This window comes from Neorhizobium lilium, from assembly GCF_004053875.1.
GTDB classification, from domain to species: Bacteria; Pseudomonadota; Alphaproteobacteria; order Rhizobiales; family Rhizobiaceae; genus Neorhizobium; species Neorhizobium lilii.
Map to the genome: position 1 here is coordinate 592,665 of NZ_SBIP01000002.1, position 20,625 is coordinate 613,289.

At 61.5% G+C, this 20,625-nt stretch carries 20 protein-coding genes and 1 pseudogene; 6 read left to right on the forward strand and 15 right to left on the reverse strand.

All coding sequences use genetic code 11. From position 1 onward, the window contains the following. Window positions 1-74 precede the first annotated feature (74 nt). The 13 genes and pseudogenes from EPK99_RS09045 to EPK99_RS09105 all read right to left on the reverse strand — a co-directional run bounded on the left by EPK99_RS09045 (window position 75) and on the right by EPK99_RS09105 (window position 8,318). Window positions 75-821: pseudogene (locus tag EPK99_RS09045) on the reverse strand (metallophosphoesterase family protein). Continuing rightward, the gene (gene uraH / locus EPK99_RS09050; RefSeq protein WP_128442706.1) at window positions 821-1,177 is read right to left on the reverse strand and encodes a hydroxyisourate hydrolase; all 357 of its coding nucleotides are present in this window, start codon (window positions 1,175-1,177) and stop codon (window positions 821-823) included. Before uraH ends, EPK99_RS09045 begins: the two are co-directional and overlap by 1 nt. Further along, window positions 1,174-1,674, reverse strand: coding sequence for an ureidoglycolate lyase (locus EPK99_RS09055; RefSeq protein ID WP_128442707.1), 501 nt, complete (start codon window positions 1,672-1,674; stop codon window positions 1,174-1,176). Before EPK99_RS09055 ends, uraH begins: the two co-directional genes overlap by 4 nt. Before the next feature lies 1 nt (window position 1,675). After that, window positions 1,676-2,041: a HepT-like ribonuclease domain-containing protein gene (locus EPK99_RS09060; protein ID WP_128442708.1), complete on the reverse strand. Its 366-nt coding sequence runs from the start codon at window positions 2,039-2,041 to the stop codon at window positions 1,676-1,678. After that, window positions 2,038-2,331, reverse strand: coding sequence for a nucleotidyltransferase family protein (locus tag EPK99_RS09065; RefSeq protein WP_128442709.1), 294 nt, complete (start codon window positions 2,329-2,331; stop codon window positions 2,038-2,040). Before EPK99_RS09065 ends, EPK99_RS09060 begins: the two co-directional genes overlap by 4 nt. 75 nt (window positions 2,332-2,406) lie before the next feature. Continuing rightward, window positions 2,407-2,733: a HepT-like ribonuclease domain-containing protein gene (locus EPK99_RS09070; RefSeq protein WP_205909081.1), complete on the reverse strand. Its 327-nt coding sequence runs from the start codon at window positions 2,731-2,733 to the stop codon at window positions 2,407-2,409. Window positions 2,734-2,765: 32 nt separating this feature from the next. Next, window positions 2,766-3,056 carry a nucleotidyltransferase family protein gene (locus EPK99_RS09075; protein WP_128442711.1) on the reverse strand — a complete coding sequence of 97 codons (291 nt, stop codon included), beginning with the start codon at window positions 3,054-3,056 and terminating at the stop codon, window positions 2,766-2,768. Window positions 3,057-3,113: 57 nt separating this feature from the next. Continuing rightward, window positions 3,114-4,136 (reverse strand): allantoicase, encoded by a 1,023-nt coding sequence (gene alc, locus EPK99_RS09080; protein ID WP_128442712.1) that lies wholly within the window; start codon window positions 4,134-4,136, stop codon window positions 3,114-3,116. Continuing rightward, window positions 4,133-4,636, reverse strand: a complete 504-nt coding sequence (gene uraD, locus EPK99_RS09085) for a 2-oxo-4-hydroxy-4-carboxy-5-ureidoimidazoline decarboxylase (RefSeq protein ID WP_128442713.1) — start codon at window positions 4,634-4,636, stop codon at window positions 4,133-4,135. Before uraD ends, alc begins: the two co-directional genes overlap by 4 nt. After that, entirely contained in the window at window positions 4,633-5,571 is a 939-nt protein-coding gene (gene puuE, locus EPK99_RS09090) for an allantoinase PuuE (protein ID WP_128442714.1), read from the reverse strand. Before puuE ends, uraD begins: the two co-directional genes overlap by 4 nt. Window positions 5,572-5,795: 224 nt before the next feature. Beyond that, window positions 5,796-6,161 (reverse strand): hypothetical protein, encoded by a 366-nt coding sequence (locus EPK99_RS09095; protein WP_128442715.1) that lies wholly within the window; start codon window positions 6,159-6,161, stop codon window positions 5,796-5,798. Between the two features lie 117 nt (window positions 6,162-6,278). Next, on the reverse strand, window positions 6,279-6,986 hold the full coding sequence (locus EPK99_RS09100) for a DUF1045 domain-containing protein (RefSeq protein WP_128442716.1): 708 nt from the start codon (window positions 6,984-6,986) through the stop codon (window positions 6,279-6,281). A gap of 114 nt (window positions 6,987-7,100) precedes the next feature. Further along, window positions 7,101-8,318 carry an NAD(P)/FAD-dependent oxidoreductase gene (locus tag EPK99_RS09105; RefSeq protein WP_128442717.1) on the reverse strand — a complete coding sequence of 406 codons (1,218 nt, stop codon included), beginning with the start codon at window positions 8,316-8,318 and terminating at the stop codon, window positions 7,101-7,103. On the opposite strand from EPK99_RS09105, the gene mnmC2 reads away from it, so the two are divergent. After that, on the forward strand, window positions 8,317-9,090 hold the full coding sequence (gene mnmC2 / locus EPK99_RS09110; protein ID WP_164901738.1) for a tRNA (5-methylaminomethyl-2-thiouridine)(34)-methyltransferase MnmC2: 774 nt from the start codon (window positions 8,317-8,319) through the stop codon (window positions 9,088-9,090). The two genes, EPK99_RS09105 and mnmC2, sit on opposite strands and share 2 nt — an antisense overlap. Window positions 9,091-9,225: 135 nt before the next feature. Next, complete coding sequence (locus EPK99_RS09115) at window positions 9,226-9,789, forward strand: NADPH-dependent FMN reductase (RefSeq protein WP_128442718.1); 564 nt, start codon at window positions 9,226-9,228, stop codon at window positions 9,787-9,789. Between the two features lie 59 nt (window positions 9,790-9,848). Here EPK99_RS09115 and EPK99_RS09120 read toward each other — a convergent pair whose 3' ends face one another. Beyond that, entirely contained in the window at window positions 9,849-13,493 is a 3,645-nt protein-coding gene (locus tag EPK99_RS09120) for a PAS domain-containing hybrid sensor histidine kinase/response regulator (protein WP_245582377.1), read from the reverse strand. Between the two features lie 256 nt (window positions 13,494-13,749). Here EPK99_RS09120 and EPK99_RS09125 point away from each other — a divergent pair, with 256 nt between their 5' ends. The 3 genes from EPK99_RS09125 to EPK99_RS09135 all read left to right on the forward strand — a co-directional run bounded on the left by EPK99_RS09125 (window position 13,750) and on the right by EPK99_RS09135 (window position 17,946). Next, complete coding sequence (locus tag EPK99_RS09125; RefSeq protein WP_128442719.1) at window positions 13,750-15,336, forward strand: trimethylamine methyltransferase family protein; 1,587 nt, start codon at window positions 13,750-13,752, stop codon at window positions 15,334-15,336. Between the two features lie 201 nt (window positions 15,337-15,537). Further along, window positions 15,538-15,903, forward strand: a complete 366-nt coding sequence (locus EPK99_RS09130; protein WP_128442720.1) for a hypothetical protein — start codon at window positions 15,538-15,540, stop codon at window positions 15,901-15,903. 381 nt (window positions 15,904-16,284) lie between these two features. Next, window positions 16,285-17,946 (forward strand): DEAD/DEAH box helicase, encoded by a 1,662-nt coding sequence (locus tag EPK99_RS09135; RefSeq protein WP_245582378.1) that lies wholly within the window; start codon window positions 16,285-16,287, stop codon window positions 17,944-17,946. Window positions 17,947-18,060: 114 nt separating this feature from the next. On the opposite strand, the gene EPK99_RS09140 is transcribed toward EPK99_RS09135, so the two are convergent. Then, the gene (locus EPK99_RS09140; RefSeq protein ID WP_128442722.1) at window positions 18,061-18,936 is read right to left on the reverse strand and encodes a DMT family transporter; all 876 of its coding nucleotides are present in this window, start codon (window positions 18,934-18,936) and stop codon (window positions 18,061-18,063) included. Between the two features lie 275 nt (window positions 18,937-19,211). Between EPK99_RS09140 and EPK99_RS09145 the strand changes: the two genes are divergently transcribed. Further along, complete coding sequence (locus EPK99_RS09145) at window positions 19,212-20,621, forward strand: circularly permuted type 2 ATP-grasp protein (protein ID WP_128442723.1); 1,410 nt, start codon at window positions 19,212-19,214, stop codon at window positions 20,619-20,621. The last annotated feature ends 4 nt before the right edge of the window (window positions 20,622-20,625 follow it).

The window sequence follows — 20,625 nt, forward strand, 5'->3', positions numbered from 1 at the left end:
TCTCAAGGATTGCGGAATGGTTTCCACCGCTCCCGAACACGGTTCAAATCTGTTGGCGGGCAATAAGTGTCGGCCTAAACCCGACCGCTTGCTAAGGCCAGCGCCCAGTCTATGCGTCTCCGGTTCGCCGCCAGACGTGACATGGCCATATTGTCGTAGGGCACGTTACGAAACTGGGCCGTCCAGCCCTTGTCCGTCTTTTCCAGAACGGCATAGGACGCCATGGCATGCCCGTTCTCCACCTTGTGGAAGACCGGATGGTCGTCGTCATAGGCAGGGCTGCCGACGCTGCCTGGGTTGACGATCAGCCGCCCGTCGGAAAGCTGCACCATGCGCGGGACATGGCTGTGGCCTCAGAGAATGAGAGGCTGGGAAATACCTTCCGCAAACGCCTCGATTTCATCCTGTGGCCGCAGATGCACATGCCCTTCCGGCGACACCCGCTCCAGCCAGTAGACCTCGTCGGTGGCAGGCGTTGCATGACACAAAAATATCTCGTTACGATAGACAAGGGTCGGCTCAAGCTTCGACAGCCAATGCAGGTGCCGTGGCGCCAGTTGGCTATGGGCGTCGCTTTCCCAGCTGCCCATGGTCGCCGCGGGCGTTTCAAGGAGGTAGCGGTCATGGTTGCCGCGCACCGTCGCCGTCGCCTCCGGGTCGAGCAGCAGCAGCAGGTCGGCTGTCTGCCCTGCCTCCAGGGGGCCGCTGAGGCAGTCGCCAAGATTGACCACGTCCCGCAGACCGAGCGCTGCGATATCGTCCAGCACGGCTTTCAAGGCGGCATGGTTGCCATGGATGTCGGCAATGGCCGCGATGCGCATCAGCTTCCCCTATAGGTGGAATAGCCGAAGGGCGAGAGCAGCAACGGCACGTGGTAATGGGCGGTGATGTCGGCAATGCCGAAGCGGATCGGGATCACGTCGAGAAAGGCCGGGTCCGGCAGCGAGACGCCGCGCGCGCGCAGATAATCCCCCGCATGAAAGACGAGTTCGTATTCACCGGGCACGAAGCTCTCACCAATCAGGATGGGACCACCATCGACGCGCCCATCGCTATTGGTGGTGATGCTCTTAAGCTTCTCGCTGATCGAGCCCGAAATGCGGTAGAGATCTATGACGAGGCCTTCGGCCGGAACCCCGGCTGCGGTATCGAGGACATGGGTGGTGAGACCGGTCACAGCGTCGGCTCCGCGATCATGTAAGGCCTCTCAAGCGTCTGTTCTTCGAGGTTCTGTTTGGTGTTGTCGCGGTCCACCACCAGGAAATCGCTCACCTCGCCCAGCACCATCAGAGGATGATGCCAGGTCTTGGGAAAGTAGTTGACCCCCTGATGAGCCTGCACGAGAAAAACCTTCGGCTGTCCAGGGCGACCGTCCACGTCGTCCGAAACAGCGACGAGAAAAGGGCGGCCGGACAGTGGCATGAAGCTTTGGCTCGCATGCGGATGCCGCTCCATCATCGTCAGCGCATAGGGGAAGGCGCGCGGCTTGCCTCGGAAGATGCTGAAGATCAGCCGTTCAGGTTCGCCTGTGACGACGGGTTCCGCCAGCGCATGGTAGCGCTCCGTCGTGCCGCCATTGATCAGCCGCATGGTGGAAGGATCGGCCTCGATCACATCGCCGTAAGGCAAAAAGGCCTGTTTGGTGAGGGGGTGGATGGGAAGATATTCGCTCAAATCATTCGCCTTGTGCGCGCCAGTTGGTGATTGCATCAAGCGCCTCGATGAGATTGGGAACGTCGTTTATCGCGGTGTCCCAGATCCGCTCGAGGTCTATATCGAAATAGTTGTGGGCGATGCGGTTGCGCATGCCGCGCATGGCGCTCCACGGAAAATCCGGATGCTCGGCGACGAAAGCAGGATCGACTCGCATGATCTGGGCGGCTATCTCGGACGCCATCAGCAAACTCATTCCGACAGACCGGTTCAGCATGATATTTTTCAGGAAGTCCGCCTTGTCCGCTCCCTCTACGAGAAGATTGGCATCCACAGCGGCCTGACGCATGCGGGACAGCAGAGAAGCTGTCCTATCGGTATAGCTCATATGGGTTTGGCCTCGGCCAATACGCGCCGCCTGACGTTTTCGGGGAAGTCCCCCGGCGTTAGAACGTGTATGGGGGTTCCGATCATCATCTGCTCCAGAGCATCCTGCAGCCCGCCCAAAGTCAACAGCGTGCTTCCCGGAAGCGCATCGACAAGGATGTCGATATCGCTGTCGGACCGGTCCTCCCCCCGTGCCACGGAGCCGAAGACGCGCGGGTTGGCCGCGTTGAAGCGTTTGGTCGCTTCGCGGATCGCTTCGCGGTTCTTCTCCAGCACTTCGGACGGTCGCATGGCGGCAAAGCTCCTGATCCCAGCACTATAGGCAAGTGCGGGAAGCGGTCAATTATCTCGGGCCGACCAAGCCGGTCACTCACCTTGGGCGCGCCAATGGCGCAGGGCATCGAGCCGAGACACAAGTTCGGGAAGGCTCTGGCTCACAGTGATCCAGACTGTGTTTTGGTCGATTTCGAAATATTGGTGAGCAATGCGGTTGCGCATCGTCCTGATATCTCTCCAGGGGATCTCCGAATGCTCGGCTACAAAGTCGGGAAAGCCATCCATGATCTTCGCAACGCACTCGCCGATAGCTGCAATATTCGCGACTACCGCATCCTGAGTGCGCTGATCTGCCTCGAAATCCAAGCGCTCCATGTCTCCGACATAGTCAATCGCGCGCTCGGCTGCAGCCGCCATGCGATCCAGATAAACGCTCAGCCGGCTTCCCGTCATATAGGCAGGGCCTCTGCCAGAAGCCGCTCCCTAATGCCGGGCGGAAAGTCGCCGGGAACCTTGATATCGACCTGTACACCGAGAGCGTCCTCAAGCTCCCACTGGAGCCCGCCAAGCGTGAAAAGAGAGGTCTCAGGCGATGGGTCGACAAGGATGTCCAAATCACTATCGTCACTGTCCCGCCCATACAGCACGGAACCATATACGCGTGGGTTGGAAACCCGTCGGCGCGCGACGATAGCCCTTATGATATCCCGGTTTTTCTCCAACACCTCAGACGGTCGCATGGCGGCAAAGCTCCTGATCCCAGCACTATAGGCGAGCGAACGCGGACAGGAAAGCACTCACGCCTTCGTCCCGAAGAGCCGCAGCCGCATCGTCCCCCCGTCCGGGTGCATGGCATAGCGAACATGCGTCACCGGCCCGATGTCGGCAACGACATCGGAGCCAAACTCGTGCGCATGGTCCATCTGCAGCTTCTGCTGCGGCAGGATCGGTTTCCAGGCTTCTGATGCGGCGATCTCAGCTTCGGATGGGCTATCTCCGAGGTCCGGCAGATAGGCGCCCAGAAGCTCGCAAGTATCGGGGAAATTGCCCTTGTAAAAGGCGGTGTCCACCACGACGCGGCGGATCGTGCCGGGATGGCCGAGCCGGATCACCGCCCAGTCGTGGCCGGGTCCGCGGCGGCGCTTGGTTTCCCAGCCATCGCCCATGTTGAGCCCGCGTCCCGGCCCCAGCATCTTGTCGGGATGGCCGTAATGAGCATCCGACCATGCGAGCGACTTGGCGCCATGGAAAATATAGGCAAGGTCGATCTCGTCCTCCGCCCCGACCTTCGACCAGTCGAAATGGGCCGCCCCATAGACGCGCAGGCGTGCGATGCCGCCATCCGGATAGATATGGAGGCGCAAATGCGTCCAGACCTTTTGCCTGTCGGCATTTTCGAAAAAGTGGTGGGCGCTTGGGCCGAGCGCCGACTTGTCGAGGATCTCCGTCCACTGGACATTGTCTAGCGACGCATCCTCTTCGATGAAGGCAGCCTCGATGGAGCAGTGTGGCGGATAATTGCCCGTGAAATAGCTGGTATCCACGTCGAAGCCGAAAATGCGGCCCGGCATGGCGAGCCTGACGATCGCCCAGTCATGGCCAGGCACGCGCTTGCGGCGGCTTTCCCAGCCGTCCATGTACTTGCCGTTGTCGTCATAAAGATCCGGATCGAAGCTCGCAGGCACGTCCGCCAGCATCCGCTCCAGCGGCGCGAAGAATTCGTCCGTTGCGAAAAGCGCCTTGGCGCCGAGCCGGGCGGAGGCAAGGTTGATGGCTCCGAGCGCGAAGGGAGGCAGGGCAAGGTCGGCGTTTGCCGTCATTTCGGGTTCTCCGGAAGCAATGTGACGAGGCGCAGGCGGGCGATTTTCTCCACCTGGGCAGCGGCGGTTTCGAATTCCTCATCGGCGCTGTTGTGGATGCGCGTCTCGAAGGCGGCCAGGATGTCGCTCTTGTCGAGCCCCTTGACGGCGATGATGAAGGGAAAGCCGAACTTGCCGGTATAGGCGGCGTTGAGTTCGGTGAAGCGCGCATGCTCCGCCGCGTTCAGCCGGTCCAGGCCAGCGCCCGCCTGCTCCTGTCGGCTGTCTTCGGTAAGCTCACCTGCGATGGCTAGACGGCCGGCCAGATCCGGATGGGCGCGCAACACGGAAAGCCGCTCCTCGCGGCTTGCGCGGCGGAAGACCGAGACCATCGCATCGTGCAGGCCCTTCGCCGTCATCGGCACGAAGATCAGGCCTTCGTCATAGACCCGCTCTGCGATGAAGGGCGAATGCTCGAACACGCCGCCGAATACTTCGATGAAATCTCCGCGCGCCGTCAAAAGGCACCTGCGGAACCGTTGGAAGGCTGGTGATACGCATGCCAATGCCGGGCGATCTCGATCCGCTGCGGCAGCCAGACCTTGTCGTGGGAAAGAACATATTCCACGAAACGCCGAAGTGCCGCGAGCCGGCCTGGGCGGCCGACGAGACGGCAATGAAGCCCGACCGACATCATCTTCGGGCTACCCTCCTGGCCTTCGCGATAGAGCACGTCAAAGGCGTCCTTCAGATAGGTGAAGAACTGGTCGCCGGAATTGAAGCCCTGGGGGGTGGCAAACCGCATGTCGTTTGTATCGAGCGTGTAGGGAATGATCAGGAACGGCTTGTCGCCCAGGCCCGGCACCCAATAGGGCAGGTCGTCGGCATAGGAATCGGAGGAATACAGGAAGCCGCCCTCCTCCATCACCAGCCTTAGCGTGTTGTCGGAAGGCTTGCCCTGGTACATGCCGTAGGGCCGCTCGCCGGTCAGTTCCGTATGGAGGCGAACCGCCTCGAGAATATGCTCGCGCTCTTTGGCTTGCGGAAAATCCCTGTATTCCAGCCAGCGATAGCCGTGACTGGCGATCTCCCAGCCGGCTTCCTTCATGGCGGCGACAGCTTCCGGATTGCGGGCCATGGCAAGCGTGACGCCATAGACGGTGGTCTGCACCTTGAGCTCGGTGAACAGCCGCCACAGCCGCCAGAACCCTGCACGCGAGCCGTATTCGTAGATCGATTCCATGTTGAGGTTGCGCTGGCCCGGCCAGGGCGCGGCGCCGACGATTTCCGACAGAAGCGATTCGGATGCAGGATCGCCGTCGAGGATGGAGCTTTCTGCACCCTCCTCGTAGTTGATGACGAATTGGACCGCCACATGCGCGCCGCCGGGCCATTTCGGGTCGGGCGGCGTACGGCCGTAACCCACCAGATCGCGGGGATAATCTCTTGCCTGCATCGTACCACCTCGAACATTCGCCGTGACGGTAGCGCATGCCTTCCGCGCCTGTCGAGATGGAAACGTGACGTGACACGACAGCGTTGAATTGCTCTGTGGAGGGAGCCTGAACTGTATGCAAAAATGGCCCGCCGAAGCGAGCCATCCGTATAGAATCCTTCAGGAAGGCAGTGGCAGTAGCCGCGACATGCGATGTCGAGGAAACTGCCCTGTCCGTCTGCACATTACTGGTTGGGGATCAGGATGTCGCGACCGCCCGAGCGCCCTGCATCGCCGCGGCCGGGTCCATTGTCGCGACCACGTGGGCCGTTGCCGGCCCAGGTCGGGTCTGGCTTGTCACGCGCATAGGCCGCTTGGTTCATGCCATTCCGACCGCGGTCGCCGTACCCGTTACGCGGGCCTCTGTCATGATTGCGGTCGCGGTCGCGGCGGTTGCGCCAGTAACGGTCGGACCTATCGCTGCGCTCGTAGACGGGATTGTAGCCCGCATAGCCGCCACGGGAATAGCTCCCGCCTTCGCTGACGCAGCCTGTCAGCATAAGACAGGCAAGGCCGACAGCGCCGGCGATGATCTTGGTTCGATTGCTCATGAAAATATCCGATTGTGCTGGAAAGAACGGCTGCCTGGGGAAGACGGCAGTTGACGTGTTAACCAGCACAACGCGCGAGAGTTCCGCTTGGATCTCCCATTGGTGGAGCGACTTGCCCTATGCGATCTTGCGGGCCGAAACGCGCCCCATGGGATGCAGAGAATGCACCTGGAAGGGTGCGCCCTGCTCTTCCTCCACAAACAGGGCAAGGTTCGTCACCTCGACATGCCTGTTCAGGTAAGGTGCGAAGAAGTTCCGAAGCGCCAGTTCGAAACGCGGCAACTCCTTCGGCGGCAGCGGTCCCGTCAAGGCCATGTGGAAACGGAACTCGTCCATGACGTAAGGATGGCCCCAGCGGTAGAGATTGGCGAATTGGGCCGCCGACAAATTGCCCGGATCGCTGCGCTCCAGTTCCGCTTCGCCGAGCGGCGCACGGAAACTGTCGAATTCCTGGACGACGGCAGCTGCCAGCAGCCGCATGGTTTCGCAAGGCACGGCTGGCGCCAGGCCGCAGAAACTCCCCAGCCGGACGACTTCCAGCGCGGGCAGGTCGAAAGGCTCGCAAGCGCCTGCAAACCGCATCATATGGCGCAAGAGCGTGGCTTCGGAGACTTCTGCCGGCAGCCGGAACGGCGCCTTCAGGAGACCATGGAAGCCATAGCGGCGCGGCAGGGCCGTATTGTAGGCAATGTCCTGGATATCCATGCCGCGGATCGGCGGCAGATCGACAGCTTCGCCTGAAAACACATTGCGGCCCAGCCACTGGGCGGCAGCGACGGCCAGAGCGTCATGGGCCGGTGGCGTAAAACATATGGCATAGCGCATGCGTCACCTTATCCTCGCATTATGGACTGTCTTCATGCAATGCCTAGCCCCATGTCAGGGGGTAGGTGATTTGCGTGACAGCTTGACGACGAGGATCAGCGGTCGCTCATGTGTTCAACGGGCAGCCACCGAAAGATGGTTCGCGAGCGTGAAAGAGGCTGGAAGCGTCATGGACCGGCCAGCCACGGCCGCCAAGGCCTCTGCCGCAAGCGCATGGGCAAGGCCGAAGCTCACTTTGAAGCCGCCCGTCAGCGCCACAATTCGCCCGTGATCGGGGTGCGGTCCGACCATCGGGTCTCGACCGATCGCCTTGGGCCGCAAACCCGCCCAGCGCTCCACCACCGGCGCATCCCTCAGCGCCGGCACAAGGGCGCGGGCACGGGATATAAGGTCGTCGAGCCGTTCGTCCGTCGCATAAGCGTCGGCGAATTCCTCCTCGCTGGTACTGCCTATAGCTACATGGCCATCCTCATGCGCCACGACATAAAGCCCGTTTAGGAAGATCACCGGAAGGCCGGGGTCCACGTCGGCACGGAGCAAGGCGGCCTGGCCCTTGACCGGCTGGCCGACAGGCCGTGGCAGAGGCGCCGATATCGCTTCGATCAGCGGAAAGGACCGGTAACCGGCCGCAATGATGCAATGGCCAAAGGCGAGCTTCTGCCCACCGCTGAAGAGGACCGTATCCTCTTGCGTATCGATCGCCTGCGCTTCCAGCCCTGCCACGATCCTGACATGGCTGCCCATGCGCAGAAAAGCCGCAAGAGCAGAAATGAGCCCACGCGGCGAAACACGAGCGGCCAACGTGTCATGAACGAGCCCGGCTTCCGTGAAGCTTGCATCGGGCCAACCGCTTTCGGGCGAGGTATCAAGCACGTTCCACTGGAACTGGCGGTCGCCGACCGGCCCGAGCTCCCGCCAATGATCTCGGGCGTCTTGCGAGCGGCGTAGCGCAATGTCGCGCAGATGCGGCTTGGGAAGCGGGATCAGCCGTCCGCTCCGCCGGTAGCCGCAGGAGATGCCGGTTGCCGCCTCGACCTCCGCCACTTCGCGCTCCAGGGATACGAGCGCGTCGAACTGGAATTGCTTCTTGTCGTTCCACTGGTCGGGCATATGCGGCATCAGCGCGCCCAGCAGACCGCCGCTTGCCCCCTGCCCAAGCTGGCCCTGATCGACAAGGACGGTATCAATGCCCGCTCGTTCCGCCTGGACGGCAGCCCAAAGGCCCATGATGCCGCCGCCGAGGATAACGAGGTCGCAGGAGGCCGGCAGATCCTGACCAGCCAGGCTGCGCAATTGACCGGCAGGCCCGGCCGCATTATCCGCTTGTGCCATGAGCGCCCCTGACATCAATGACCGTGATTCCGAAATCTCTTCTGTGCAGGGCCAGATGCCGGCGTCGCAGACGCTGGATTGGCACGAGGGCGATATGCCCTACTCCCAGGAATTTGGCGATCACTTTTATTGCCGCACCGACGGCCGGCTGGAGTGCGGACATGTCTTTCTGGCCGGCAACCAGCTTCCCGACCGCTGGCTAAGCACTCCGTCACAAGCCGGAGACTTCAGGATCGGCGAACTCGGCTTCGGCACCGGCCTCAACTTCTGCGAAACCTGGCGGCAGTGGAAACTGGCGCGCCAGCCGGGAGCGCAGCTGCACTTTACTTCGTTCGAGCTCTACCCGATGCAGCGCGACGATCTCGACCGGGCACTGGCACGCTGGCCGGAAATCGCGGCAGAGCGTCTGGCGCTTACCGCCGCATGGCCGGACACGCCTTCGGGTCGTATCGAAATCGAAGCCGATGGGCAGATCCGTCTGACGGTGGTCTGCGGGCCTGCGCTGGAGGGTGTGGCCGCCGAGGAGCCTGAGTTCGACGCCTGGTTCCTCGATGGCTTTGCCCCGTCCCGCAATCCGGACATGTGGTCGCAGAGGCTCATGCAGACCCTCTTCGACAAGACGAAGCCGGGCGGCACGTTTGGCACCTATGCGGCAGCCGGCTTCGTGCGCCGTAATCTTGCCGCCGCAGGCTTCACGGTCGAGCGGCGCCCGGGCTTTGCCGGCAAGCGCGAGATGCTGTGCGGCATCAAGAGCGCCGTCTCCGACCAGTGATACCGCCGCTGCCTGAACTGGAGAGAAAGATACAAGACCTTGCCTTGCAGATGGGGCATCTCCAATTCACTCCTGTCCATGGCCGGATTGGCCGGCAACCGGAATGCCTCTTCATCAAATTGAGAAAGTGAGAACATGTCTTTGAAGCTGAACGTCATCATCGGCAGCACGCGGCCCGGCCGCGCTGGCCCAACCGTCGCCAAATGGGTTGCCGATCAGGCAAAGGGTCACGGCAAGTTCGAGGTGGAATTGGTCGATCTTGCCGACTTCCACCTGCCGCTTCTGGACGAAGCTTCCCACCCGCGCCTGCAGCAATACCAGCACGAGCATACTAAGCGCTGGAGCGCCAGCGTCGCTTCCGCCGATGCCTATCTCTTCGTGACGCCAGAATACGATTACTTCCCCAATGCCGCACTGGTGAACGCCTTGCAGGCGCTGTCGCGGGAATGGTCGTTCAAGGCGGCCGGCGTCGTCAGCTATGGCGGCATTTCGGGCGGGCTGCGCTCAGCTCAGGAGCTGCGCCAGCTTATCGGCAATCTTGACATGGTGGCGATCACGCAGACGGTGCCGCTGCCCTTTTTCTCGAAATTCATCAACGACGAGCAGGTCTTTGCCCCGAACGAGCAGATGATCGAGGGCCTGAACGGCGCGCTCGAACAGTTGGCAAAATGGGCGACGGCGCTCAAGAACGCTCGCTAGGGCTGAACCGGCTAATCGGTGTGGCGGCAGCGATGCCGCCTCCACTTTCCGGCAGAAGGCTAATTCGACTGCAGCGCGCGCCTTGAGCCGCCGATCCAATTGCGGATCTTGTCCTCCAGCGCTTCCGGGCTGATCGGCTTCGACAGATAGTCGTCCATGCCGACCTGGAAGCAGAGTTCCCGGTCGCTTTCGAGAGCATGCGCCGTCACGCCGATGATCGGCGTATGGCCGCCGATCTCGGCTTCCAATTCCCGGATCTTTTGCGTCGCCTGATGCCCGTTCATGACCGGCATGGACACATCCATGACGATAACGGCAGGGTGCTGCTTCTGCCAGGCCTCGACTGCTTCCGCGCCGTTTCTGACGATCTGAAACAGCCAACCGGTCGTTTGGAGAATCTGGGTGAAGACGATCTGGTTGACCTCGTTGTCTTCCGCCACCAGCACGTCCAGCATCGGCGCGGTTGTGATCGGCAGCGTCGATCCCGCAGGCTTTTCGCTGCGAGCCGACGGTACAGGCATCACAGGCGTCTGGATTACTGGGGGAAGAACATGGTGCCTCTTGGTGCGCACCGAGCGAACGACATCGATGATCGTACTGCGCAGCAAGTTGGCGCGGGCCGGCTTCATCAAATGCGCCTGGATATTGAGCTCGGCGTAGATGCGCTCGTCGCTCCCCATATCCATGGAGGTGAGGAAAATGATGCCTGTTCCGTCGAACCGGCGGTCGGCGCGCATCAAGCGGGCAAAATCGAGCCCGTTCATTTCCGGCATGTGGAAATCGAGCACGAGCGCATCGACCGTGACACCGATCTCGGCTGCAGCGCGCAGGATGGTAAGGCCTTCCGCGCCGTTGTCGGCGGCCACGCAATCAAAGCCCCACATGGTCAGCTGTTCGGTGAGGATGCGGCGGTTGACGGCATTGTCATCGACCACCAGAACCTTCGCGCCGCTGGTGTTGATCGGCAGCGTCGCGTCCAACTTGCGTTCGCTGACGACCGGAAAAGGCAGGTGCACGGTAAAGGCCGATCCGCGACCGACCTCGCTTTCCACTTCGATGAACCCGCCGAACAGGTCCACCAGGCCGGACGTGATAGCGAGCCCGAGGCCCGTCCCCTCGTGCCTTCGGGTCGAGGACGTGTCCACCTGCGAGAACTTCTCGAAAACCGACTTCAGCTTCTCTTCGGGAATTCCAAGGCCGGTATCCTCGATGCGGATGGACAGCATCAGCTCGCCATCCGCGCGGGGTTCCGACTTAAGGTCGATGAAGACATGGCCCTTCTCGGTGAACTTCACCGCATTGCCGACGAGATTGGTGACAATCTGGCGGAAACGGCCGGCATCGCCCAGAACCGTTTCGCGCACGGACACTTCGCCGCGCACGATGAGCTCGATATCCTTTTCCGCCGCCGAGGAGGACAGAAGCGTCGCCACATCCTCGATCGCCTCGACCGGGTCGAACGGCGTCCTGCGTAGCGTCATCTGACCGGCATCGATCTTGGAGAAGTCGAGGATGTCGTTGATGATCGTCAGCAGCGCGTTGCCGGATTTGACGATGATGTCGATGAAAGTCTTCTGTCGGGTGTCAAGATTAGACTTGGCCAGCAGCTCGGCCATACCGAGCACGCCATTCATCGGAGTGCGGATCTCGTGGCTCATATTGGCAAGGAATTCAGACTTTGCCCGATCGGCCGCTTCGGCGCGCTGCAGAAGACGCGTCAGTTCCTCCTCACGCTCCTTCATCTCGGTGACATCCGTGAAGACGGTGAGCCAGTGGTCGCTGCCTGTAAGCTTTGCCTCGACCTGTATCCATTTGCGGCCGTCGATCCGGAAGGACACATGCACCGGGGTGCCATCGACGATGCTCTGCTCCCAGTTGCGCAGCGCACCGGCTGCCTCCAGCGGAGCGCCCAGATCGCCGCGGCCGACGCAGAAACGGAAGAGGTCGCGCCAGCGCGCGCCAAGCGTTATCAGGCCAGGGGGCAGTTCCAGCATTGCGGCGACCGCATCATTGGAGAACACCACCGCGCCGTCATGCAGGATGAGCAAGCCCTGCGACATGGCGCCGGTCGCGTGACGCATCAGCTCGCCTTGGCGGTCGAGCGCTGCCCGCGCCTCCTGGATCTCTTCGTCCCGCCGCCGGACGGATGTGATGTCCATATAGGTGAGAAGGATCTTGCCCCCGGACAGCCGCTCCGCCGCCACCACCATCACCATGCCATGCAGCGTCCGGATCTCGATCGGCGGACGGCCTTCGGGATCGAGCAGAGCCGCTATCCGCTCCTCATAAATCTCGTCGAAGCCGAGGTCGCACCACGCATAGGAGCCTTTGTCGAAATTGGCGCGCAGGTAATCGCGATAGGATCGCCCCACGAGATCGAAACGCTCGTCCGCATCCCAGAAATCGTAGAGCGAAGGATTGGCATATTCGAACACGAAGTCGTCGCTCAGGATCGCGATCCCTACCGGCAGAGCGGCAAGGATGTTCTGCAGGTCTTCGCTGATCTTCTCCGCCTTGGCCTGGGCTTGCCTGATCAGCGAGACATCCGTGCGCGATCCGACGAGGTAGTGCTGCCCCTCCTCCGTATCGATACGCCGCAGCCGGGTGATGACCGGGACGATCGAGCCGTCCGGAAACTTCACCTCTTCGTTCTTGTCGATCGACTCGCCGCTCATGACCCGGACGTTCTCAGCCCGGAAGCGATCCGCCGCCCAGGGAAACATCTCCATTTCCGTCTTGCCGAGGAACTGTTCGCGGGCGCCGCCCAGCATATACTCATAGGCGTGGTTGGCGTAGCTGAGCTGGTAGTCGGCATTGCGCACGAAAACAGGCGCCGGCAGGTCTTCAAGGATCGCCCGGAACAGCTCCGTCTCGCCGACCTGGCTGCGGAGCTTCAATTCCTGATCCTTGAACTTGGTCACGTCGTAGCGAACAGCAATCAGCACCCCGTTATCGAGACGCCTGTTCATATGCCGCACCCACCGACCGTCCGGCAGCTGATCGATCCCCTCGTGATGGGCAAGCGCGAAAGGCTTCATCCGCTCGGCGATCCAGGCTTCGCGATCGGACAGGCGCTCGTCGCCGTCCGTGCCGACAAGACCCTGGCGGCGGTCGAAGGCGTAACCGATGATCTCCTGCAGCTTCGTACCCGGCTTGATCTCGATCCCCATCGAGCCGAAATGGTGGGCGAGCTGCGAGTTGCAGTAGATCAGCACATTGTTCTTGTCATAAATGCCGATGCCCATTTCGAGCATGTCGAGCGCATTGTCGACGAGGTCGTCATCGAACACGGAAGCCTTTTCCGCTGCCGGCTGCACGACGCGGAGCGCGGGTTGCGCAGGTGGGCTTTCGGCAAAGGGCGTGACCGGCGCGAACGTGCCGAACAGGTAGGCGTGGTCGTTTTCCGTCAGGAAGCGCTCGATATTGATCTCGTGCCGCAGCACGCCGGTGCGATCGAAGCAGAGCGCGGTCTCATCGCTGCCGAAGACGATGACCCGGCATTCCTTTTCATGACGCTCCGCATCGTCGCCAATGCCCCCGAGGCTGCGGCTGGCTTCGCCCACAAGTTCCTCGGGATGCTTCCCGAACAACTTCGCATAGGCCTGGTTCACGGCAACGTAATTGAGAGCGCTGTCCTTGATGAAGGCCGGCTCGGCGAGGTCGTTAATGCGCGCACAGGCTCGTCTTAACAGCTCGCTTGACACTTTTCCCCGCTTTCCCGCTTCAGCAGGCCGATTCGTTATCCCTTGATTGAAGGATAACATCATGGTGAGCGTTAACAACGTGTTGTTCAGCGGGCGCACAAGCTCTGGTTTTTCTGCCTTTCGCCAGGTTCTGCGACGCATGTCGCAAACAGAGCCCCGGATGTTCCAGTTGAGGCGGCCGATAGTCGCAAATGATCGCGGTATTTTCGGCCCGGTTCTGACAAAGTGCAGCGACCATGACGCGGACGGAACATCCATGAGCGAGATTACGACGCCCACTTCCCTGGAAAACGCAGCTGCCGCATCCGTGCCGGAACGGCGCCGCCGCACGGGCGGTCGGAGCGGCGAGCGCCATCGCAACACTGGCACCACCAAGTATCAGAAGCTCGTCAACTCTCTGGCCAAGACGGAAATCCTTTCGCCCGAAGCGCTGGAAGACATTCACGAGGCCTCGCTGACGGTGCTTGAAGAGATCGGCATGGACGTCATCCTGCCCGAAGCCCGAGACAGGATGAAAGCTGCCGGCGCGGACGTGACCCAGGGAAGCAACCGTGTGCGCTTCGACCGCGGGCTGATCCTCGACATGATTGCCTCGGCGCCTTCCTCTTTCACCATGCACGCGCGAAATCCCGCCCGCAATGTCGAGATCGGCGGCCGCAACCTGGTGTTTGCCCAGGTGGCCAGCGCGCCCTTCGTTGCGGACCGCGAAGGCGGCAGGCGGGCCGGCAACCAGGAAGACTTCCGCAAGCTGATCAAGCTTGCCCAGCATTACGATATTATCCACACGACCGGCGGCTATCCGGTAGAGCCGGTCGATATCCATGCTTCCGTGCGTCATCTCGACTGCCTGTCCGACCTGGTGAAGCTGACCGACAAGGTATTCCACAGCTACTCGCTCGGGCAGGAGCGCAATCTCGACGGGCTGGAGATCGCCCGCATTGGCCGCGGCATTTCCATGGAGCAGATGGAGCGCGAACCGTCGCTGTTCACGGTCATCAACTCCTCTTCACCGCTACGGCTCGACGGTCCCATGCTGCAGGGCATCATCGAGATGTCGTCGCGCAACCAGGTCGTGATCATGACACCGTTCACGCTGGCCGGCGCCATGGCGCCTGTTACGATTGCCGGTGCGCTGGTGCAGCAGAACGCCGAGGCGCTGTGCGGCATTGCCTTTACACAGATGGTGCGCAAGGGCGCTCCGGTCATGTATGGCGGCTTCACCTCGAATGTCGACATGAAGACGGGAGCGCCGGCCTTCGGCACGCCGGAATACATGAAGGCAGTGATCGCCGGGGGGCAGCTGGCGCGCCGCTACGGTATTCCCTACCGAACCTCCAACACCAATGCCGCCAATACGCTCGATGCACAGGCCGCTTATGAATCGGCGATGTCGCTCTGGGCGCTCACACAAGGCGGCGGCAATTTCGTGCTGCACTCGGCCGGATGGACCGAAGGCGGGCTAACCGCATCCTTCGAAAAGTTCATCCTCGACGTGGACATGCTGCAAATGGTGGCTGAGTTCCTGACGCCGCTGGATGTCAGCCCCGATGCGCTGGCGCTCGACGCGGTCCGTGAAGTCGGTCCTGGCGGCCACTACTTCGGCACCGCCCACACGCTCGCCCGCTACGAGAACGCCTTCTACTCCCCGATCCTGTCCGACTGGCGCAATTTCGAAACCTGGTCGGACGCTGGCCGCCCGACCACCTACGACCACGCCAACCGCATCTTCAAGGAGGCGCTGAACGCCTATGAGAAGCCGCCTCTCGATCCAGCGATCGAGGAGGAGCTGGATGCTTTCGTCGCAAAGCGGAAGGCTGAGGGTGGCGTCGCAACCGATTTTTAGCCGTCTCTGTTCTTCCCAATTCCCGCCGTAATCTCGCCATAAAATATTACAGAAGTTGCGGGTGCTTAACGAGAATCAACTAAAGGAGGAACCAGTCTGAACACCCGTTCAGACTATAGTTTTCATCCTTCCATGAAACTGCCGCCATTGAAGATCATGATCTCTCCGTACCCTTGATGGCAAAGGGAAAGGAACAACGTCATGTCGATCATGAAGAAAACAGTCTCCGGCGGCCTCGTCCTTGCGACGCTTGCCGGCACGCTTGCAATCACCGCTCCTGCGGCAGAAGCGCGGGACCGTTACCACCACCACAGCAATGATGTGTGGGCCGGTGCCGCAGCCGGACTGGCCGGCGGCCTTATCGGCGGCGCACTGATTGCCGGCGCCCAGCGCCCGGTCTATGCGGAGCCGGAATACGCGCCGCCTCCCCCACCGCCGGCGTATTACCGCTCAGGCTACACGGCTTACCGGCCGGCCTATTACGTGGCACCGCCGCAGCCTCGTTGCCACTTCGAGTGGGTCGAGAACGAATACGGCGACGCCTATCGGGCCCGCGTCTGCTATTAACCAACAATGGACAATGAAAAAGAAGACCCGCCGCTCCAAAGCGGCGGGTCTTTCGTTTCGGCGTAAGGCCTGACCCGCCCTGTGGCGAGGACGATATCAAGCCAGGCACAAACATTCACTTGACTTTTTGTCCCGAAAAGACCACATGCAGTTCAGCTTTCACCTTCCGGCCGCCGCGTGAGTTGGCCCTGCGTAAAAATCGCAAGGAAGGAAAAAGGCGCGAATATGAAGTTGCCCCGATTGCACGGGGTGTGAGCGCTGGAAAGTTTTTCCAACTTGCAAGTTCCCACTTCACGCGGGGTTCTTGACGCCAAAAGCAGCCTTGACGGCATGGTGCCGTTTATGGCGGTGATGCTTTTGGCGCCCCGAAAGGTACTCGACTTGACGAATTTTGAATCTCTTGGTGTGTCCAAGCAGATCGTCGCGACGCTCTCCGAGCTCGGTATTGAAACTCCTACCCCTATCCAATCGCAGGCCATCCCGCGCCTTCTCGAAGGCCGCGACCTGATCGGCCTTGCCCAGACCGGCACCGGTAAGACAGCCGCTTTCGGCCTTCCGCTCATCGAGCGCCTGATGGCGGAAGACATCCGCCCCGACAATCGCACGACCCGTTCGCTGATCCTCGCCCCGACCCGCGAGCTGGTGAACCAGATTGCCGCCAACCTGAAATCTTACATCAAGAAGTCGCCGCTGCGCATCAACCTCGTGGTCGGCGGCGTCTCCATCAACAAGCAGCAGCAGCAGCTCGAACGCGGCACCGACATTCTCGTCGCGACGCCCGGCCGCCTGCTCGACCTGATCAACCGCCGCGCGCTGTCGCTGACGACGGTGCGCTTCCTCATCCTCGACGAAGCCGACCAGATGCTCGACCTCGGCTTCGTGCATGATCTTCGCAAGATCGCCAAGATGGTGCCGAAGCGCCGCCAGACCATGCTGTTTTCGGCGACCATGCCGAAGGCGATTGCCGATCTCGCTGCCGAGTTCCTGGTCGATCCAGTCAAGGTCGAAGTAACGCCTGCGGGCAAGGCTGCCGACAAGATCGATCAGTTCGTGCATTTCGTCGCCGGCAAGAACGACAAGACTGTTCTCCTGAAGGAAACGCTGAAGGCCAATCCGGATGGGCGCGCCATCGTCTTCCTGCGCACCAAGCATACCGCCGAGAAGCTCGCCAAGCATCTGGAGCAGGTAGATTTCAAGGTCGCCTCCATCCACGGCAACAAGAGCCAGGGCCAGCGCGAGCGGGCACTGAAGGCTTTCCGTGACGGCGAGATCAGCGTTCTGGTTGCAACCGACGTCGCTGCCCGCGGCATCGACATTCCGGCCGTCAGCCACGTCTACAATTACGACCTTCCGGAAGTGCCGGACGCCTATATCCACCGCATCGGACGTACGGCCCGCGCCGGCCGCGAAGGCATTGCCATCGCATTCTGCGCCCCTGACGAAGCGGGCTTGCTGCGCGACATCGAGAAGATGATGGGCATCGAGATCCAGACGGCTTCCGGCGAACGGCCGGAAGGCATGGGTCGCCCCGCCCGTGGCGGCAACAACAATCGCGGCGCCAACGGCAATCGTGGCCGGGCCGGCAATGGCCAGGCCCGCGGCGGAGAAGGCCGCGGCGAGCGCGCAGGCGGCGAAGGCCGTCCCGAACGGCGCGCCCGTCCGGCCCGCAAGCCTTTCTTCGCCGACGGCGAAGCAAGTGAACGCGGATCGGAACAGCGTGAGCGTCCCGCCCGCCAGGCTCAGGGCGAACAGCGTCCGGCCCGCACCGAACATCGCAAGGGCGCTCGCCCCGGCGACTTCAAGGGACTTCCGGCAGCGGGCAATGCTGCCGCCGGCGCTCCTGCAGCCCGTAGCGCCCCCCGGCCTGCAGCTCCGCAGACTGCTTCCAAGCCTCGCCAGCCGGCAGCCGAACAGGTCCGCCAGGGTGAAGCCCGCGGGCGCGCCAAGACCGGCGGCCCGGTTCGCTTCGGTGGCAATGGCAACGACAACCGCACGGATCAGCGCGGCGGTGGCCTCCAGGGCCGCAAGCGCAGCGGCGCATAAGGCTTGAAGTATAGGCTTTGAATAGCGAGGCCCTCGGCATTTATGATGCCGGGGGCCTTTTCATTTTAGGGGAACGCAGGCTTGCTCAAGGGACCGGCCCAAAGCTTCAACCGGTCACGTGGCCCGGCGATTGACCATGTAGACGGCGGCCACCACGATGATGGTGCCGACGATCATCGGCAGCGTCAGCGGCTCGCCGAACATGATGGTCGCTTCGATCGCCACCACCGGCGGCATGAGGTAGATGAGCGACGCCGCGCGCGATACCTGACCCTGGCGGATCAGATAAAGCAGCAGGCCGACCGCACCCATGGAAATTCCGATGACGGACCAGGCCATGGCAGCCATCGCCTGGAGAGTGAAGTCAAAGCGCAGGTTTTCCAGGCTGAGCGCAAGCGGGACAGTGACCAGCAGCGCGCCCACATATTGAAGCGTCGCGATCGTCAGAAGATCCCCCTCCTGCAGATGCCGCTTCTGGTAAAGCGTTCCGTAGGTGGCAGAGCCCATGGCCACCAGATTGACGAGCACCGGCCACCCCAGGCCCTGTAGACCATGACGGCCAAGATCGAGAATCTGCGGCGAAATGGCGATGGCGATACCGACAAAGCCGAGCAGCAAGCCTGTATTTTGAAGCGGTTGCAGCTTTTCCCGCAACATATAGGATGCGGCAAGTGCCGTCAGCAGTGGCTGTAACCCGGCGATGATGCCTGACAGACCGGCCGGCACGCCACGGCCGATCGCATACCAGACGCCGGCCAGATAAAGCCCATGCAAGAAGATGCCGGAGACCAGAGCGTGACGGGCCTGGCCACGAATTGCCGGCCATTTCGCGCCCATGGCAATGCAGACGAGAAGGAAGACGACAGCGGCCAGCGCATGCCGAACAGCGAGGAAGGTGATCGGATCGGCATGGACGACGGCATACTTGGCAACGATCCATCCGGTCGACCAGAGGAACACGAAGATGGCCGGAGCCAGACGGTCAAGCATTGTTCAAAGTCCCGGCACGAAACGCGCCGCCGACTGTTATGGTGCCTGGCCTGGAGGGTCAAAGCAGAAAATCTGATGCTGCGATGAATCTCGCTCATGGTCTGTGCATCTGCATGGGCAGCTGATGATTTTCTTGCCAATCGGCGGTGAGACAATGCCCGTTGAAGGACGGATAAGCGGATTGACCGCGCTCGAATTATCAGATGCAAACAAGCACGCTTCTTGCATTGCCCTTGCCATTGTATTCTTATGATCAAAAACCGGGGAACGCGCCTTTGGCATTTGATGAAATGTTGACTGCGGAAAATCTTCCGCGCCCGCCATATCAGAACTATCACGAATGGTACGCCGCTCAGGATACCGCGCACCTGATCCGCAAGACGCAAGACGCGGAGAACATTTTCCGCAAGACCGGCATTACCTTCGCGGTTTACGGCCACGCCGACAGTGCCGAAAAGCTCATCCCCTTTGACATCATCCCCCGCATCATCGCAGCCCGCGAATGGCGCAGGCTTGCTCAGGGCATCGAGCAGCGGGTTCTGGCAATCAATGCCTTTCTGGACGACATCTACCACAAGCAGGAGATCATCCGGGCAGGCCGCATCCCTCGCGAGCTGATCGAGAAGAACGTTGCCTTCCTGCCCCAGATGATCGGCTTCAAGCCGCCGGGCGGGGTCTATACCCATATCGTCGGCACCGATATCGTCCGCACCGGCGAGGACCAGTTCTACGTGCTGGAGGATAATGCCCGCACGCCGTCCGGCGTCTCCTACATGCTGGAGAACCGCGAAACGATGATGCAGATGTTTCCGGAGCTTTTCGCGCTCAACAAGGTGCAGCGCGTGGAGGATTATCCGCGCCTGCTGCGCCAGTCGCTGGCATCGGTCGCGCCGCCCGGCTGCAAGGGGCGTCCCCGTGTCGCGGTTCTGACCCCCGGCATCTACAATTCCGCCTATTACGAGCATTCCTTTCTGGCCGACCAGATGGGTGTCGAGCTGGTGGAAGGCTCCGATCTCAGGGTGATCGACGGTCGCGTAAAGATGCGTACCACGCGCGGCTATGAGGCGATCGACGTGATCTACCGGCGCGTCGATGACGATTTTCTCGATCCCCTCACTTTCCGCTCTGAGTCGGCGCTGGGTATACCCGGAATCATGGATGTCTACCGCGCCGGCAACATCACCATCGCCAATGCTCCAGGCACCGGCATCTGTGACGACAAGGCCATCTATTCCTACATGCCGGAAATCGTCGAGTTCTATACAGGTCGCAAGGCGCTGCTCGAAAACGTGCCCACCTGGCGTTGCGCCGAGCCTGCCAGCCTGAAATATGTTCTGGAGCACATCGACGAACTTGTGGTCAAGGAAGTCCACGGCTCCGGCGGCTACGGCATGCTGGTCGGCCCGACGGCGACAAAGAAGGAATGCGAGGAATTCTCCCAGAAGCTTGCAGCCAAGCCGCACAACTATATCGCCCAACCAACGCTCGCCCTGTCCACTGTGCCCATTTTCGTCAACAAGGGCGTCGCGCCACGGCATGTGGACCTGCGTCCCTATGTGCTTGTCTCCGACAAGGTGAAGATCATCCCCGGAGGCCTGACGCGCGTGGCGCTGAAGCAGGGCTCTCTAGTGGTGAATTCGAGCCAGGGCGGCGGCACCAAGGACACTTGGGTTCTGGAAGATTGAGGGC